The following is a 14,749-nucleotide window of genomic DNA, read 5'->3' as shown; positions in this document are numbered from 1 at the left end:
CCTCAAGCCCTCTCCCAATGGGAGAGGGATCAACAGCTTACGCCGCCGTCATCGGCCCGCGCCGCACCTCGCGGCCCAGCAGGCTGGTCTCGGTCGGGATCAGGCCGAACTCGGGCAGCACCTCGCGATGCTGTTCGATGGGCGTCCTCAGCAGCCGCCCCGCCAGCCGGTTCAGATTGCCTAGCGGCGTGTCCTGAACCCGCGCGATCAGGCCGGTGAAACGCGGCCACCGGTCGGCGTCGATCCGCACCCGGATGGCCGCCAGGTTCATGCAGGCGGCGGTGACGGCGAAATCAGCCGCCGAAACCTCGCCGAACAGGAAGCCGTCCTCGGGCGAGACGCTTTCCAGATAGTCCAGGATCTCAGGCAGCTCGACGTCGCGGGCGTGCGCGACCACCGCCAGGTCCGGCTCGCCGCCGAAGAAGCGCGGCTTCAGGGCGATCTGGAAGAACAGTTTCCAGCCCAGCACGTCGAACAGGCGGGTGTCGCCGTATTCCTCCAGCCAGCGCGCCTGGGCGCGATCGCGCGGATCGGCGGGCCACAGCGACGGGCCGGGCCGCGTCTCCTCGATGTACTGAACGATGGCGCTGGAATCACACAGGGTGAAGTCGCCCTCGATCCACACCGGAATCCGGCGCAGCGGACTGATCTTGGTGAAGCCGTCGTCGCCCAGGAAAGGGCTGATCGGGTCCAGCCGCACCTCGACGCCCTTGACGGCGCAGGCGGCCAGAACCTTGCGCACATAGGGCGAGACCGGACTGCCGATGACGGTGACGGGCGCCATGGTCAGGCGGCTTCGTCCTTGGGCAGAACGTCGGCGACCGTCGGCCGGTCGGCGGTGAAGGAGATCTCGACATCGCGCCGCTTGACGATCTCGCCGCAGCACGAGCAGGCCAGGCGCGGCGACAGCTCCGCTCCGCACGGCTTGTGCGTGAAGGTGACGCCCGAATCCTCTTCGCCGTACAGATGCTTGGACCCCCAACTGTGCATCGTCAGCAGCACGTCGGACAGGTCCTTGCCCTTGGCGGTCAGCACATATTCGTTGCGCGGCGGCCGTTCGGAATAGAGCCGCTGCTCCAAGACCCCGTGCGCCACCAGCGTCTTCAGCCGGGCCGCCAGCACATTGCGCGCGACGCCCAGCCGCTCCTGCCACTGCTCGAACCGGCTGACGCCCTGAAAGGCGTCGCGGATGACCAGCAAGGTCCAGGGATCGCCGATGACCTCCAGCGTCGCGGCGATCGAACAGCTCTGTCGGGAATAGTCTGCGGTGCGGCCCATGTGAGAGAAGGTGACCCCGCGTCAGGCTTTTGGCAAGTGGGTTGCCAAATAGAACGCAGTAAGTCAGTCTTATTTCGCAACGGATGTTTCCGGCCGATCACGCCGAGGCGTTCCTGCATCCCTGGACTGCGGGGCGGAAGGCGCGGACGTCTTCCGTCCTGCCCCTTCCCCCTCTATGGCCTGGACCATGCCGCATCGCCTCTCGGACACGCTTCGCCTGACGCCCCAGGGCGGCGCCCTGACCGCCCATCTGTCGGGCGACTACTCCAACGGCCGCCTCGATCAACCGCCTGAGACGGGCTATCCGTTCGGCGGTCTTCTGGCGGCGATGTGCGTCCAGGCGATGCGTCAGGGGCTGGGTCTGACGGCCTCGCTGCGCACCGTCTCGGTGCAGTATCTGTCGGCCGCGCGGTTCGACGACACCCTGGCCTTCCGTCCGCGCCTGCTGCGCGGCGGCCGCACGGTCGGCTATGCGGCGGTCGAGGCCGAACAGGACGGCCGCCTGACCCACAACGCCTCGGCCACCTTCGGCGGCGACGCCGAGGGACCGATGATCGCCGAGATCGCCGCCCCGCCCCCGCCGCTGGACGGGCTGGACCCGGCCGCGACCATCGCCGGGCCGATGGCGCCGCGCTTCTCGCAATATGTCGAATACCGTTTCGACGGCGGACCCAACATCCTGGGCGGCAACGCCGGCAAACCGGCGGTCGAGCGTTTGTGGATGCGCATGGCCGACGGCCGGCCGCTGGACGACGTGGGGCTGTGTTATCTGCTGGACGCCCTCTATCCCCCGGCCTGGACCACGACGCGGCGGCCCTCGCCGATGACCACGGTCGATCTGCGCTACGACATCCTGGCCGATCCGACGCCCCTGACGGCGCCCGACGGCTGGGCCTTCTTCGAGTTCCGCATGCTGGACCTGGGCCTGGGCTGGACGGTGGACGATGTCGTCTGCTGGGGCGCGGACGGAACGCCCCTGGCCCTGGGCCGCCAACGGCGCAAGCTGATCCCCCCGCGCCGCGCCGCCCGCGACAGCTAAGTCGATCCTCCCCCGTCCTTCACGGGGGAGGGGGACCGCGAAGCGGTGGAGGGGGCGACCCCGCGCACCGGCCGTGGCCTTCGCCCCCTCCACCACGCTGCGCATGGTCCCCCTTCCCCGGTGGGGGAGGATTTGATCGTCAGTCTTCGTTCACCACCCGGGGGCTAGGTCAGGCGTTCGGGAGATTTCAAACATGACCAAGCCCCTTTCGCGCGTCGGCGCCCTGATCGTCGTCGTCACCGGTTCTCTGATGCTGCAAGGCTGCCTGGTCGGGGCGGTGGTCGGCACGACCGGCGCGGTCGTCGGCGGCGCCGCCAAGGCCACGGGCGCGGTCGTCGGCGCCGGGGTCGACGCCGTCACCACCTCGGACGAGGAAACCCGCGCCCGCCGCGAACGCGAAGAGCGCGCCGAACGCCGCCGCCAGGAACGCTGCGAAGCCCGCGCCCGTCAGGGCAAGCGCTGCTGACTTTCCTTCTCCCCCATGGGGGAGAAGGCTCAGAGACTCAGCGTGCACCGTTCGTGGATCGTCGGACGCCCCACGGTCACCCGGCACAGGCCCGGCCATTCGGGCTTCAGCCGCTCGGCGAACCACAGGCACAGCTTCTCCAGGCTGGGCAGCTCCAGCCCCGGCTTTTCGTTCAGCAGGCCGTGATCCAGCTCCTCGGCCGCGGCCTTCAGCGCGCGATCCAGGGCGCCTAGATCCGCCACCCAGCCGTGATCGGCGTCCAGCACATCGCCGCGCACCGTCGCCTCGACCATGAAGGAATGGCCGTGCAGGCGGCGATAGATGCTGCCCTCCGGCTCGTTGGGAAAGTGGTGGGCCGCGTCGAAGGTGGCCGCCTTGGTGATCTCGAACTGCATCAACGCACGCCGATGTATTTGTGGGTCTGGACGCTGAGGCGCCACTGGGGATGGGTCAGGCAATAGTCGATGGCCGCCGCCGTATTCGCGGCCTGGTCGGGACCGTCCATGGGCTGCAGCCAGAACCGCTCGAACGGCAGGTGGGCGAACCGCTCCGGCCGCGCCAAGACCTGCGGATAGACCAGTTTCAGCTCCTGGCCGGTGGTCTGCACCAGCTCGGCGTCGGCCTTGGGACTGACGCAGATCCAGTCCAGCCCGTCCGGCGCCGCCACCGTGCCGTTGGTCTCGACCGCGATCTCGAACCCGCGCGCCTTCAGGGCCGCGATCAGGGGCGCATTCAGTTGCAGCAGGGGTTCGCCGCCGGTGCAGACCGCCAGCCTCGGCGCCCCCGTCCCGCCCCGCCACATCGAGGCGACGTGATCGGCCAGGGCCTCGGCCGAGGCGAATTTGCCGCCGCCGTCGCCGTCGGTCCCGACGAAATCGGTGTCGCAGAAGGTGCAGACGGCCGTTTCGCGATCACGCTCCAGCCCGTTCCACAGATTGCAGCCGGAAAAGCGCAGGAAGACCGCCGGACGCCCGGCCTGGCCGCCCTCGCCCTGGATGGTCAGGAAGGTCTCCTTGACGGAATAGGTCATGCGGCGACCCATCGCGCATGGCCCGCCGCCCGCAGTTCGCAGGCCGGGCAGATCCCGCAGCCATAGCCCCAGGCATGGCGGTCCACGCGGTCGCCCAGATAGCAGGTGTGGCTGTCCTCGACGATCAGCTCGACCAGGGCGTCGCCGCCGATCCGGTGCGCCAGCGCCCAGGTTTCGGCCTTCGTCAGGGTCATCAGCGGCGTCTCGATCGGCACGGGCTTGTCCAGCCCCAGCGTCAGCGCCCGGCTCATGGCCTCGATCGTGTCGCGTCGACAGTCGGGATAGCCGGAATAGTCGGTCTCGCACATGCCGCCGACCAGCACGTCCAGCCCCCGCCGGTCGGCCAGGGCCGCCGCCGCCGCCAGGAAGATCAGGTTGCGGCCCGGCACGAAGGTCGTCGGCAGGCCGCGCGCGTCCATCGCTATGGCCCGTTCCGCCGTCAGGGCGCTGTCGGCGATGCGGCCATAGCCGGTCAGATCGACGACATGGTCCGGTCCCAGGCGATCCGCCCACTGGGGCAAGGCCCGCGCCATGCCGTCGCGCACCGTCTGACGCGCCTCCATCTCGACCGCGTGGCGCTGGCCGTAGTCGAAGCCGACCGTCTCGACGCGCCCGTACCGCTCCAGCGCCCAGGCCAGGCAGGTGGCGCTGTCCTGCCCGCCCGAGAACAGGACCAGGGCCGAAACATCAGAGGTTTGCGGGGAATGGCTCATGGCGAATCTGCAGTCGGCCGTCGGCCGCGCGCATGCATCCAGGTCAGGGTCTGTGATTGATGGGCGGGCGTCATACACCAGACGACGGGCGGGGGCAAAACCGGTGAAATTCTCGATCTGAGAATTTCCTGGCGTATTTACTCTTCTGAAAATGCTCCGTGGGCATTGTACGGCCGTATCCATGGAGTTCCGGCCAGTATGCCGACCATCGAAACGCTGACTCAGAAGGCCGCACCCGCGACCCCTGACACCCTGGCCGGCGAAATGCTGGCCCGGTTTGAAGGCGAACCCGACACCCTGGCCGTCGCCGTCGTCGAGGATCAGCGTCCCGTCGGCCTGATCGAACGCGACGCCTTCCTGCTGAAACTGGCCTCGCCCATGGGCCGGACCCAATATCTGCATCGCCCGATCGAGCTGATGATGGATCGCGACCCTCCGGTGGTCGAGGCCGGGGTCCGCATCGACGCCTTCAGCGACGCCCTGCTCAACAGCGGTCCCGGCGCCCTGCTGCGCGGTTTCATCGTCACCCGCCAGGGCCGTTACTTCGGCGTCGGTTCGGCCGCCGCCATCATGCGCTCCATCCATGAGCGTCGCCTGACGGACGCGCGAACCCTGGCCGACCAGTCCAAGGCCCTGGCCGACAGCCAGGCCCAGACCCAGGCCGCCGCCCAGTCCAAGAGCCATTTCGTCGGCGTTCTGAGCCAGGAATTGCGCACCCCGTTGAACGGCGTGCTGGCCGTCGTCGATCTGTTGCGCCGTCAACCGTTGAACGCCGCGGCCCAGTCGCACGTCCAGACCATCGCCGATTCCTCCGGGACCATGCTGCGCATCCTGCGCGACGCCCTGGACCTGGCCCGCGCCGAAGCGGGCGAGTTGGAGATGTCTCCCGCGCCCACGCCGTTGCACGCCGTCATGGACGAGGTGCAGACGCACTGGGCGCCCATCGCCGACCAGGACGGAGTCACCCTGTTGGTCGGCTTCGAGGGCGACACCGAACTGGCCGCCCAGATCGACGCCGCCCGCCTGCGTCAGGTGTTCGACAACCTGGTCGGCAACGCCCTCAAATTCGCCCGCAACGGCGTGGTCGAGGCCAGTCTGCGGGCCGTCGCCGACAGCGGCCAGGTTCGTCTGGAGGCCCGCGTCCGCGACGACGGGCCGGGCGTCGACGCCGACGCCGACATCTTTGAACCCTTCGTCCACGGAACCGGCCCGGAGGGCGCGGGTCTGGGCCTGTCGATCTGCCGCCAGATCATCAGCCGCATGGGCGGCCGCATCTGGGCCGAGAACAACGCCGGCCGCGGCTCGACCTTCGCCTTCGACCTGACCGCGCCCCAGGCCGTGATCCAGCCGGACGCCGCGTCCAACGTCTCGGCCCTGGCCGATCTGGCGTTGCAGTCGCAGCCGCACGTTCTGATCGTCGACGACAACGCCACCAATCGCGTCGTGGCCCAGGCCCTGTGCGAGATGTTCGGCTGCACCTCGGAACTGGCCGAAGACGGCCTGGAGGCGCTGGAGGCCGTTCAGGCCCGCCCGTTCGACCTGATCCTGATGGACATCAAGATGCCGCGCATGGACGGCGTCCAGGCGACCCAGGCCATCCGCGCCCTGACCGGGCCGGAACGCGACATCCCCATCGTCGCCCTGACCGCCAACGCCGATCCCGAGGACGCCAAACGCTATGTGTCCATCGGCATGGCCTCCGTGGTCGAAAAGCCGATCAAGCCGGAACGTCTGCGCATGGCCATGAACGCCGCCATGAGCGCCGTAACCGGCGTCGAGCACGCCGCCTCCGTCCGCAAGGGCCGTTCGGCGGCCTGAAACCCCGGCGCGGCCGCTCGCCCCCTGCAAGACGCTCGACGCGCGTCGGCCGCCTCGTCATGATCGACGCCTCCCATGACCGATCCCAACCTGCTCTCCATCCTGCCGCAACTGGCCTCCGGCGCGGCCCACACCCACGCCCTGGGCTTCCTCTATGAGGGCCTGACGGACGACGGCGCCGTGCGTCTGCGCGTCCCCTATCGCGCCGATCTGGTCGGCGATCCCGACAGCGGCGTCCTGGCCGGGGGGCTGGTCACCGCCCTGCTGGATCATGTCGGCGGCCTGGCCGTGTGGATCGCCATGGACGCCTTTCGGCCCATCGCCACGCTGGACCTGCGCGTCGACTACATGCGCGCGGCCGAACCGGGCCGCGATCTTCTGGCCCAGGCCCGCTGCTATCGCCTGACGCCGTCGATCGGCTTCGTCCGCGCCTGGGCGTTCGAGGACGACCCCTCCGATCCCGTCGCCGCCGCCCAGGCCGCCTATATGGTCTCGGGCGAGACGAACGCGGGTTCGCCGTCATGAGCGCCGATCTTTTGACCCGCCTGCCCTACGCCGTCTTCCTGGGCTTGATGGGCGAAGAGACGGACCAGGGCGTCCGCGTCACCATGCCCTTCGCCGACAGCCTGATCGGCAATCCGATGTTGCCGGCCCTGCACGGCGGCTCCACCGCCGCCCTGCTGGAGATGACGGCCATCGTCCAGGTGGCGGCGACCTATCCGCGCCTGCGGCTGCCCAAGCCGATCAACGTCACCGTCAGCTATCTGCGCACGGGTCGGCCGCGCGACACCCACGCCCTGGCCCGCATCAGCCGGGCCGGACGCCGCGTGGCCCATGTGACGGCCCAGGCCTGGCAGGGGGACAGCGCCGATCCCATCGCCGCCCTGACGGCGCACTTCCTGCTGCAAGAGGAAAACCCTCGATAGTTGCGTCGAATCTACTCATGGTTGTTTCGCGGTCTCGGCCGCGCCTCGGAGACGACGACCATGACCCGACACGACATCGGCGAATCGCTCGCCGGCCGCCTGTATGCCGCCGAGGCCGCCATCGACGCGGCCCTGGCTGAAACCGCCACCCTGGCCGCCATGCTCCCGGCCGCCCGCGCCCAGGCCTATCTGTCGGCCGTCAGCGGCCAGAAGGCGTTCGACGGCGCGGCTGCCTCCATCTCGGCCCTGGCCGAGGCCCGATCGCATCTGGTCCAGACCCACAACACCCTGGCCGCCCTGGCGCGAAAACTGGGGCTGGAGACGCTGGCCGTGGGTCCCGTGGACAAGCCGGACGACATCCCCCCGCGCGACGGTTCCGGCGGCGTCGAGGCTAAAAACGCCAATTTTCAACGCCCTGCGGTCTCGCCGATAAGGTAAACAAATCCCTACCGAATTCACCCCTGGCGTGTTAACCATTCGCTCACTGTTCTGAATAGGAGGGCTTACATGGACAGGACTGAAGTCATCGCCAGCGTCGCTGGCGACCTGCACGCCACTGAAACGGCTATCGACGCCGCCATCACCCAGGCGACCACCCTGGTCCAGTCCATGATCGGCGCTCGCGCGGCCCTATCGGTCTCGCCCGTCGCCGGCGCCGGATCGCAAGCCAAGGCCATGGAGACCATCGCCGCCCTGAGCACGGCGCGTGAAGCCATCGTGGCCTGCCACGCCGAGCTGCAAAAAGATCACCGCCGCATGGGCTGGGGCGTCTACGCCGTCGGCCCGGTCGACAAACCCGACGATTGGGAGACGCCGATGCGTCCGCCGGGCGGCGTTTCCAACCACCTGACCCGGGTGGCGTGAATTCGCTGTTAGATAGGAAACTGGTCATTCCGTATTGACCAGACTCGGCTCATGTTCGCCCCCTTGTCGTTCTTCGGCATGGGGGCGTTCTTTTTGCTCGACACCCTGCCCGGCCAGATCGGAGCCGTCCTGACGGTCGGCGTCTGCCTATTCGCCTTTCTCAAAGGCGACGAACCCGAACGCATAGCCGCGGGCGCCTTCATGCTCGGTTGGTTCGCCACCATGCTGGCCCAACGCGACAGCGACCTCTACGGCTTCCCCTGGGCCATATTCGGCCTGGACGTCGTCATGCTGTTCGTGCTCGGCGCCCTGGCTTGGAAATCCGGCCGAACCTGGCCGATCTGGGCGACCGCGCTTCAACTTCTGGTGGTCATGAGCCACATCATGATCATGATCGACCTGCGCACGCCGATCGCCTCCTTCTACGCGGTGCTGAACCTGGCCGGTTACGGCATCCTGCTGTGCCTCGCCATCGGCACCTTCTGGGCCTGGCAGGAACGCCGCGCCGCGGGGCTGGAATAGGCCTATATTCCTAGATATAAGGTTTGGACGAATCAACCGCCCGAACCCATGCCCCTGTCTCACGCCAAACTCTGGAAGGCCCTGGACAACCTCGCCCGCCGCGAGGGTCTCAGTCCGTCCGCCCTGGCGCGCCGGGCCGGGCTGGACGCCACCGCCTTCAACCCCTCCAAACGCTTCGGACCCGGCGAACCGGCGCGTCCGCGCTGGCCCTCGACCGAAAGCCTGACCGCCGTGCTGGCGGCCACCGGCGCCTCATTGGCCCAGTTCGCGGCCCTGGCCGATGACGACGCGCCCCCGACCATTCCCCTGCTCGGCCTGGCCCAGGCGGGTCAGGACGGCTTCTTCGACGACGCGGGCCTGCCGGTCGCCGAGGGCTGGGATCAGACCGACCTGCCGCGCGCCTCCGACACCCTGTTCTCGCTGCGGATCAACGGCGATTCCATGTCGCCCCTGTACCGCCAGGGCGACCGGGTGATCGTCGACCGCGCCGTCGTCGACGTGCGGCGCGGCGACCGGGTCGTGGTGCGCACCCTGGACGGCGAGACCCTGGCCAAGGAGATCGCCGTCCTGACCGCCAAACAGGTCACCCTGATCTCGATCAACCCGGCCTATGGGCCGCGCGTGATCCCGCGCAAGGACATCGCCTGGATGGCCCGCATCCAGTGGGTCAGCCAATAGGGACGACCCCTCTCCCGCCGGGAGAGCGAAGGCTCCCTCAGCCCGCCAGCTCCCCCGCCGCGCCCTTTTCGATCAGTTCGATCGTCTGCGGCAGGCCGTAGATGGCGGCGAACGAGCCGAAGCGCGGTCCCTGCGACGCGCCCAGCAGCACCTCGTACAACGCCGCGAACCAGGCGCGCAGCGGCTCGAACCCGTGGTCCTTGCCCACCGCATAGACCTCGCTCTGGATGATCTCGCCGTCCGTCGTGTCGGCGGGCAAGGCCCTCAGCCGCGCGGCCAGGTCGCGGAAGGCCCCCGCCTCCTGCTCGGTCGGGGCGCGATAGGCCTTCGTCGGCTTCACGAAGTCGACGTAGTAGTTCAGCGCCCGGTCCATCAACTGGTCCAGCACCGGCTCATTGTCCGGCGTCGCCTCGGGCAGGTATTTGGCCATATAGGCCCAGAGCTGGTCCTTGTTCGACGCATTGGCCACGCCGACCAGGTTCAGCAACAGGGCGAACGACACCGGGCTGGCGACCTCGGGCGGGGCGCCCGCGTGGATCGACCAGACGGCGTTGTCGATCCGCTTGGCCGGCTCCTGGGTCCGGTACTGGTCGATGAAGCTCAGATAGTCGTCGATGGCCCGCGGAATGACGTTGAAATGCAGGCTCTTGGCCGACTTCGGCGACTGGAACATGTACCAGCTCAACGATTCCGGCGTGCCGTAGCGCAGCCATTGCTCCATCGTCAGGCCATTGCCTTTGGACTTGGAGATCTTCTTGCCTTCGATATCCAGGAACAGTTCGTAGTTGAAGCCTTCGGGCGCCACGCCGCCCAGGGCGCGACAGATCTTGCCGCTCTCGCGCACGCTTTCGATCAGGTCCTTGCCGGCCATCTCATAGTCGACGTCCAGCGCCGTCCAGCGCATGGCCCAGTCCGGCTTCCACTGCAGCTTCACATGGCCGCCGGTGACCGGAACCTCGGTGCGTCCGCCCGCCGGATCGTCGAAGACGATGGTCCCACGCTCGACGTTGCGCTCCAGCGTCGGCACCTGCAGCACATGGCCGGTGACCGGGCTGATCGGCAGGAAGGGCGAATAGGTGGCCCGCCGCTCCTCGCCCAGCGTCGGCAGCATGATGGCCATGACCGCGTCATAGCGTTCCAACAGCGTCAGCAGCGTCGCGTCGAACCGGCCCGAGCGATAGGTCTCGGTCGAACTCATGAACTCATAGTCGAAGCCGAAACTGTCCAAAAAGGCGCGCAGCCGGGCGTTGTTGTGCTGGCCGAACCCCTCGTGCGTGCCGAACGGATCGCGCACCTTGGTCAGCGGCAGATGCAGGTCCTCGGTCAGCATCTGCGGGTTCGGCACCCCCTCGGGCACCTTCCTCAGGCCGTCCATGTCGTCGGAGAAGGCGATCAGCCGCGTGGCCCAGTGGTCGCCGGTCAGGGCGCGAAAGGCGTTGCGCACCATGGTCGTGCGCGCCACCTCGCCGAAGGTGCCCATGTGCGGCAGGCCCGACGGGCCGTAGCCCGTCTCCAGGATCACCGGCCGGTTCAGCGCCTCGAACGTCGCCAGCGCCTCATCCGCCTTGCCGGCGTCGATCAGCAGCCGCGCCGCATCCCGCTCGGCGTCCGACAGCCGTTTCTTCAGCACATGGGCCAAGAGATTGCGGGCCTGTTCAAACGGCCAGGACTTGGCGTCGCGCGCCAGGGTTTCGAGGTTGTGCAGCATGGCGGGCGGTTTGACCTCTCATCGCGGCAGGGTCAAGGAATCCGCGCCTTGACCCTGCCGCATCATCATGGCCTTTGCCCGGCCCAATGCGCACCGCCGACTTCGATTTCGACCTGCCCGAGGACCGCATCGCCCTGCGGCCGGTCGAGCCGCGCGATTCCGCCCGCCTGCTGGTCGTGCGCGACGGGGGGCTGAACGACCGCATCATCCGCGACCTGCCCGACTTCCTGCAGCCCGGCGACGCCCTGGTGTTCAACGACACGCGGGTGATCCCGGCGCGGCTGTCGGGCGTGCGCCAGCGGCCGGGACCCGAGGGCGAAACCCTGACGGTCGAGGTCGAGGCCACCCTGCACCACCGCGACGCGCCCGACGTCTGGTCCGCCTTCATGAAGCCGGGCAAACGCATCAAGCCCGGCGACCGCATCCGTTTCGGCGCCGTGACCGATGGCGCCTGCGAACTGGGCCGTCTGGACGCGACCGTCGAAGCCAAGGCCGAAGACGGCCTGGTCGTGCTGCGTTTCGACCTGTCCGGTCCCATTCTGGACGAAGCGATCCGCGACGTCGGCGTCATGCCCCTGCCGCCCTATATCGCCGCCAAGCGGCCTGAGGACGACCGCGACCGCTCGGACTATCAGACCGTCTTCGCCGAGCATGACGGCTCGGTCGCCGCCCCGACCGCCGGTCTGCATTTCACCCCCGCCCTGCTGGACGCCCTGCGCGCGCGCGGCGTCTCGACCCATGCCGTGACCCTGCACGTCGGCGCGGGCACCTTCCTGCCGGTCAAGGCGGACGACACCGCCGACCACAAGATGCACAGCGAATGGGGCGAGGTGTCCGCCGAAACCGCCGCCGCCCTGAACGCCGCCCGCGCCGCCGGGGGCCGCATCGTCTGCGTCGGCACCACATCCCTGCGCCTGCTGGAGAGCGCGACCGACCCGGACGGCGTGGTCCGCCCCTTCCACGGCGACACGGCCATCTTCATCACGCCGGGCTACCGGTTTCGCGCCGCCGACGTGCTGATGACCAATTTCCACCTGCCGAAATCGACCCTGTTCATGCTGGTCAGCGCCTTCGCCGGTCTGAAGACGATGAAGGCGGCCTATGCCCATGCGGTGGCGACGGGATACCGCTTCTACTCCTACGGCGACGGCAGCCTGCTGTTCCGCGCCTGACTTCCCTCTCCCAACGGGAGAGGGATTCCGGTAAGGGCCTCAGCCTTCACATCCCGAGGCTCCACGCCTTTGAACCGCCTGCCGATTTAGAGTTCTCCAAGCCACCCGCCGACCGCACGGTTTTCCTGCGCTATGATCGGCAGGCCGCCACCCCGCCGCCCCGTCCGGGATGCACGAATTGCACTCTTTGGACTCTCTTTTTTCGAGTGCAATCTTGCCCTTCCCCTTCGACATCTCCGCCACCGACGGCCGCGCCCGCACCGGCGTTCTGAAGACCGCGCGCGGCGACATCCGCACGCCCGCCTTCATGCCGGTCGGCACCGCCGCGACGGTCAAGGCCCTGACGGTGGATCAGGTGGCCCAGACCGGGGCCGACATCCTGTTGGGCAACACCTATCACCTGATGCTGCGCCCCGGGCCTGAGCGGATGCAGCGGCTGGGCGGCCTGCATCAATTCATGCGCTGGTCCAAGCCCATCCTGACCGACAGCGGCGGGTTCCAGGTCATGAGCCTGTCAGGCATCTCCAAACTGACCGAGGAGGCCGTCACCTTCTCCAGCCATATCGACGGCTCCAAACATGTGCTGACGCCCGAGCGGTCCATCGAGATCCAGGCCGACCGGCTGGGTTCGGACATCGTCATGCAGCTCGATGAGTGCGTCGCCTGGCCCGCCGAGGAGAAACGCGCCCGCGAAGGCATGGAGCTGTCCGCCCGCTGGGCCTTGCGCTCCAAGACCGCCTTCGGAACGCGCGACGCCCAGGCCCTGTTCGGCATCCAGCAGGGTTCGACCTTTGAAAACCTGCGCCGCGAATCCTCGGATCGCCTGCGCGAGATCGGCTTCGACGGCTACGCCATCGGCGGTCTGGCCGTCGGCGAGGGCCATCAGGCCATGTGCGAGGTTCTGGACTACGCCCCCGACATGCTGCCCGCCGACCGGCCGCGCTATCTGATGGGGGTCGGCAAGCCGGTCGACCTGGTCGAGGCGGTGTGGCGCGGCGTCGATATGTTCGACTGCGTCCTGCCCACTCGCGCCGGGCGCCACGGCCAGGCCTGGACCTGGGACGGCCCGATCAATCTGAAGAACGCCCGCTTCGCCGAGGATCAGGACCCGCTGGACATCGAGGTCCCCTGCCCGGCGTCGCAGGACTATTCAAAGGCCTATCTGCACCACTTGATCCGGGCCGACGAAATCCTCGGCAAGGTGCTGTTGTCCTGGCACAATATCGCCTTCTTCCAGGCCCTGACGGCGGCCATGCGCGAGGCGATCGCCCAGGGGCGGTTCGAGGCCTTCCGCCGCGACTTCCACGCCCGGCACGTCTCGAACTAGCGGCGCGTCCGCCTCGGCTGGAACCAACTGGGCGCCGCCGGCGGGGCGCAGTTGCGCTGCATCCCGACGCCCTTCAGGAAGGCGCGGCGCATGCGCCCGGCCTGGATCGCCGACTGCACGTGACGGCTGTGCGTCTCGGCCCCCGACAGCCGCCGCACCCAGCTTCGGCCGGGGATGAAGTCGATGGTCGTGTCGCGCACGGCGGCCAGGGCGGCCTGCGACGCCGCATCGGCGGCGCGCTCGCTGATGAACCGGCCATCGGGGCTGGGCGGCTCGTCCAGATCCGGTCCCAGGGCGTCGTCCAGCCGCGCGATCTCGGCGGCGATGGGGCGGCACTGGGTCAGGTTGCGCAGGTCATAGGGGTTGGCCTCGGCCTGCAACAGGACCGTGGGGATGTACTGACGCCTGAGGTTCAGGTCCTCCAGCGGCGCGGTCGCCGCCGCCCCGAAGCCGCGCCCGAACTGACCGGCCCCCTCGGCCACCGATCGACCGGCGTTGCAGCCCGTCAGGACCGCACAGGACACCAGGACAAGGGGCAGGACGCGACGCATGGACCTAACTCAACACGCGCGGCGCGAAAGGGAAAGCGCCGCCATGGTACGTCCTCTCGGGCTCGAACCGAGGACCCTCTGATTAAAAGTCAGATGCTCTAACCAACTGAGCTAAGGACGCATCGCATGGCGGCGCGAGGGCGCCTTCTCTTTCATCCGCCGTTTCGGGTCAAGTCTCTGACCGGCCCAACAGGCAAAAGACCAGCCGCAGGGTCCCGTCGGCGCCCGCGAACAGCACCGCGTTCTGGCCGAATTCGTCGCCCAGGGCGCAGGCCTGGTCGAACGTCAGCCCCAGGGCGACCAGACTGGGTTCCGAATCCCATCCGCCGTCCGGGTCACGCCCCTCGGCGGCCAGCCAGCTCAGGCCCAGGGTCTCGATGCGCGCCTTCAGCCGGGCCTGATCCGCCTGATTCTCGGTTTCATCGCGAGGGACGCTCTCGGGGTTCCAGGCGGTGATGAAACAGGCGGTCGCCGCACCCCGCGCGGCCATGACGGCGGCCAGGGGTTCGCACGCCCGGCCCAGCCTCAGCCGCGCCTCGTCCCCGCCGGGCAGGGTGACGACATAGTGTGCGCGCGCATAGGCGTCGGCGCAGGCGGCGAGGGATCGGTCCATGCGCCGATCATGGACCGGCCGCGCGAGGGGTCAACCGCTCGACG

The 14,749-nt window shown here is 68.6% G+C and carries 19 protein-coding genes and 1 tRNA gene; 11 read left to right on the top strand and 9 right to left on the bottom strand.

Annotation, left to right across the window (positions count from 1 at the left end):
* Positions 1 to 37 precede the first annotated feature (37 nt).
* Both V7D63_RS04355 and V7D63_RS04350 read right to left on the bottom strand, forming a co-directional pair.
* The gene (locus V7D63_RS04355; RefSeq protein ID WP_333591034.1) at positions 38 to 784 is read right to left on the bottom strand and encodes a glutathione S-transferase family protein; all 747 of its coding nucleotides are present in this window, start codon (positions 782 to 784) and stop codon (positions 38 to 40) included.
* A 2-nt stretch (positions 785 to 786) separates the two neighbouring features.
* Positions 787 to 1,278: a winged helix-turn-helix transcriptional regulator gene (locus V7D63_RS04350; RefSeq protein WP_333591033.1), complete on the bottom strand. Its 492-nt coding sequence runs from the start codon at positions 1,276 to 1,278 to the stop codon at positions 787 to 789.
* A gap of 187 nt (positions 1,279 to 1,465) precedes the next feature.
* Between V7D63_RS04350 and V7D63_RS04345 the strand changes: the two genes are divergently transcribed.
* Together V7D63_RS04345 and V7D63_RS04340 are read left to right on the top strand one after the other, a co-directional pair.
* Positions 1,466 to 2,317: an acyl-CoA thioesterase gene (locus V7D63_RS04345; RefSeq protein ID WP_333591032.1), complete on the top strand. Its 852-nt coding sequence runs from the start codon at positions 1,466 to 1,468 to the stop codon at positions 2,315 to 2,317.
* A gap of 193 nt (positions 2,318 to 2,510) precedes the next feature.
* On the top strand, positions 2,511 to 2,783 hold the full coding sequence (locus V7D63_RS04340) for a hypothetical protein (RefSeq protein WP_333591031.1): 273 nt from the start codon (positions 2,511 to 2,513) through the stop codon (positions 2,781 to 2,783).
* Between the two features lie 29 nt (positions 2,784 to 2,812).
* Here V7D63_RS04340 and V7D63_RS04335 read toward each other — a convergent pair whose 3' ends face one another.
* The 3 genes from V7D63_RS04335 to queC are packed head-to-tail and all read right to left on the bottom strand — an operon-like array spanning position 2,813 to position 4,526.
* Complete coding sequence (locus V7D63_RS04335; protein ID WP_333591030.1) at positions 2,813 to 3,178, bottom strand: 6-pyruvoyl trahydropterin synthase family protein; 366 nt, start codon at positions 3,176 to 3,178, stop codon at positions 2,813 to 2,815.
* Positions 3,178 to 3,813: a 7-carboxy-7-deazaguanine synthase gene (queE, locus tag V7D63_RS04330; protein ID WP_333591029.1), complete on the bottom strand. Its 636-nt coding sequence runs from the start codon at positions 3,811 to 3,813 to the stop codon at positions 3,178 to 3,180. The genes V7D63_RS04335 and queE overlap by 1 nt, the downstream gene beginning before the upstream one ends.
* On the bottom strand, positions 3,810 to 4,526 hold the full coding sequence (gene queC / locus V7D63_RS04325) for a 7-cyano-7-deazaguanine synthase QueC (RefSeq protein WP_333591028.1): 717 nt from the start codon (positions 4,524 to 4,526) through the stop codon (positions 3,810 to 3,812). The genes queE and queC overlap by 4 nt, the downstream gene beginning before the upstream one ends.
* A gap of 198 nt (positions 4,527 to 4,724) precedes the next feature.
* On the opposite strand from queC, the gene V7D63_RS04320 reads away from it, so the two are divergent.
* From V7D63_RS04320 to V7D63_RS04290, 7 genes are all read left to right on the top strand, one after another.
* A complete protein-coding gene (locus V7D63_RS04320) occupies positions 4,725 to 6,344 on the top strand; it encodes a response regulator (protein WP_333591027.1) in 1,620 nt (539 codons plus the stop codon).
* Between the two features lie 75 nt (positions 6,345 to 6,419).
* Positions 6,420 to 6,869, top strand: coding sequence for a PaaI family thioesterase (locus tag V7D63_RS04315; RefSeq protein ID WP_333591026.1), 450 nt, complete (start codon positions 6,420 to 6,422; stop codon positions 6,867 to 6,869).
* Positions 6,866 to 7,270: a PaaI family thioesterase gene (locus V7D63_RS04310; protein ID WP_333591025.1), complete on the top strand. Its 405-nt coding sequence runs from the start codon at positions 6,866 to 6,868 to the stop codon at positions 7,268 to 7,270. Before V7D63_RS04315 ends, V7D63_RS04310 begins: the two co-directional genes overlap by 4 nt.
* 60 nt (positions 7,271 to 7,330) lie before the next feature.
* The gene (locus V7D63_RS04305) at positions 7,331 to 7,708 is read left to right on the top strand and encodes a hypothetical protein (RefSeq protein WP_333591024.1); all 378 of its coding nucleotides are present in this window, start codon (positions 7,331 to 7,333) and stop codon (positions 7,706 to 7,708) included.
* Between the two features lie 69 nt (positions 7,709 to 7,777).
* On the top strand, positions 7,778 to 8,134 hold the full coding sequence (locus tag V7D63_RS04300) for a hypothetical protein (RefSeq protein ID WP_333591023.1): 357 nt from the start codon (positions 7,778 to 7,780) through the stop codon (positions 8,132 to 8,134).
* Positions 8,135 to 8,185: 51 nt separating this feature from the next.
* Complete coding sequence (locus V7D63_RS04295) at positions 8,186 to 8,656, top strand: hypothetical protein (protein ID WP_333591022.1); 471 nt, start codon at positions 8,186 to 8,188, stop codon at positions 8,654 to 8,656.
* A gap of 48 nt (positions 8,657 to 8,704) precedes the next feature.
* The gene (locus V7D63_RS04290; protein WP_333591021.1) at positions 8,705 to 9,334 is read left to right on the top strand and encodes a S24 family peptidase; all 630 of its coding nucleotides are present in this window, start codon (positions 8,705 to 8,707) and stop codon (positions 9,332 to 9,334) included.
* Positions 9,335 to 9,371: 37 nt separating this feature from the next.
* On the opposite strand, the gene V7D63_RS04285 is transcribed toward V7D63_RS04290, so the two are convergent.
* Positions 9,372 to 11,042, bottom strand: a complete 1,671-nt coding sequence (locus V7D63_RS04285; RefSeq protein ID WP_333591020.1) for a lysine--tRNA ligase — start codon at positions 11,040 to 11,042, stop codon at positions 9,372 to 9,374.
* An 86-nt stretch (positions 11,043 to 11,128) separates the two neighbouring features.
* Between V7D63_RS04285 and queA the strand changes: the two genes are divergently transcribed.
* Both queA and tgt read left to right on the top strand, forming a co-directional pair.
* Positions 11,129 to 12,214, top strand: coding sequence for a tRNA preQ1(34) S-adenosylmethionine ribosyltransferase-isomerase QueA (gene queA, locus V7D63_RS04280; RefSeq protein ID WP_333591019.1), 1,086 nt, complete (start codon positions 11,129 to 11,131; stop codon positions 12,212 to 12,214).
* A 211-nt stretch (positions 12,215 to 12,425) separates the two neighbouring features.
* Positions 12,426 to 13,541 carry a tRNA guanosine(34) transglycosylase Tgt gene (gene tgt, locus V7D63_RS04275; protein ID WP_333591047.1) on the top strand — a complete coding sequence of 372 codons (1,116 nt, stop codon included), beginning with the start codon at positions 12,426 to 12,428 and terminating at the stop codon, positions 13,539 to 13,541.
* On the opposite strand, the gene V7D63_RS04270 is transcribed toward tgt, so the two are convergent.
* The 3 genes from V7D63_RS04270 to V7D63_RS04260 form a co-directional block, all read right to left on the bottom strand.
* Positions 13,538 to 14,092: a hypothetical protein gene (locus V7D63_RS04270; RefSeq protein WP_333591018.1), complete on the bottom strand. Its 555-nt coding sequence runs from the start codon at positions 14,090 to 14,092 to the stop codon at positions 13,538 to 13,540. The genes tgt and V7D63_RS04270 overlap by 4 nt on opposite strands.
* Positions 14,093 to 14,136: 44 nt before the next feature.
* Positions 14,137 to 14,213, bottom strand: a tRNA-Lys gene (locus V7D63_RS04265).
* 48 nt (positions 14,214 to 14,261) lie between these two features.
* Positions 14,262 to 14,705: a DUF3293 domain-containing protein gene (locus V7D63_RS04260; protein ID WP_333591017.1), complete on the bottom strand. Its 444-nt coding sequence runs from the start codon at positions 14,703 to 14,705 to the stop codon at positions 14,262 to 14,264.
* Between the last annotated feature and the right edge of the window lie 44 nt (positions 14,706 to 14,749).

Source organism: Brevundimonas sp. (assembly GCF_036732845.1).
Taxonomy (GTDB): domain Bacteria; phylum Pseudomonadota; class Alphaproteobacteria; order Caulobacterales; family Caulobacteraceae; genus Brevundimonas.
The sequence above is the reverse complement of the archived record's forward strand: the minus strand, read 5'-3'. Positions and strand labels throughout refer to the sequence as shown.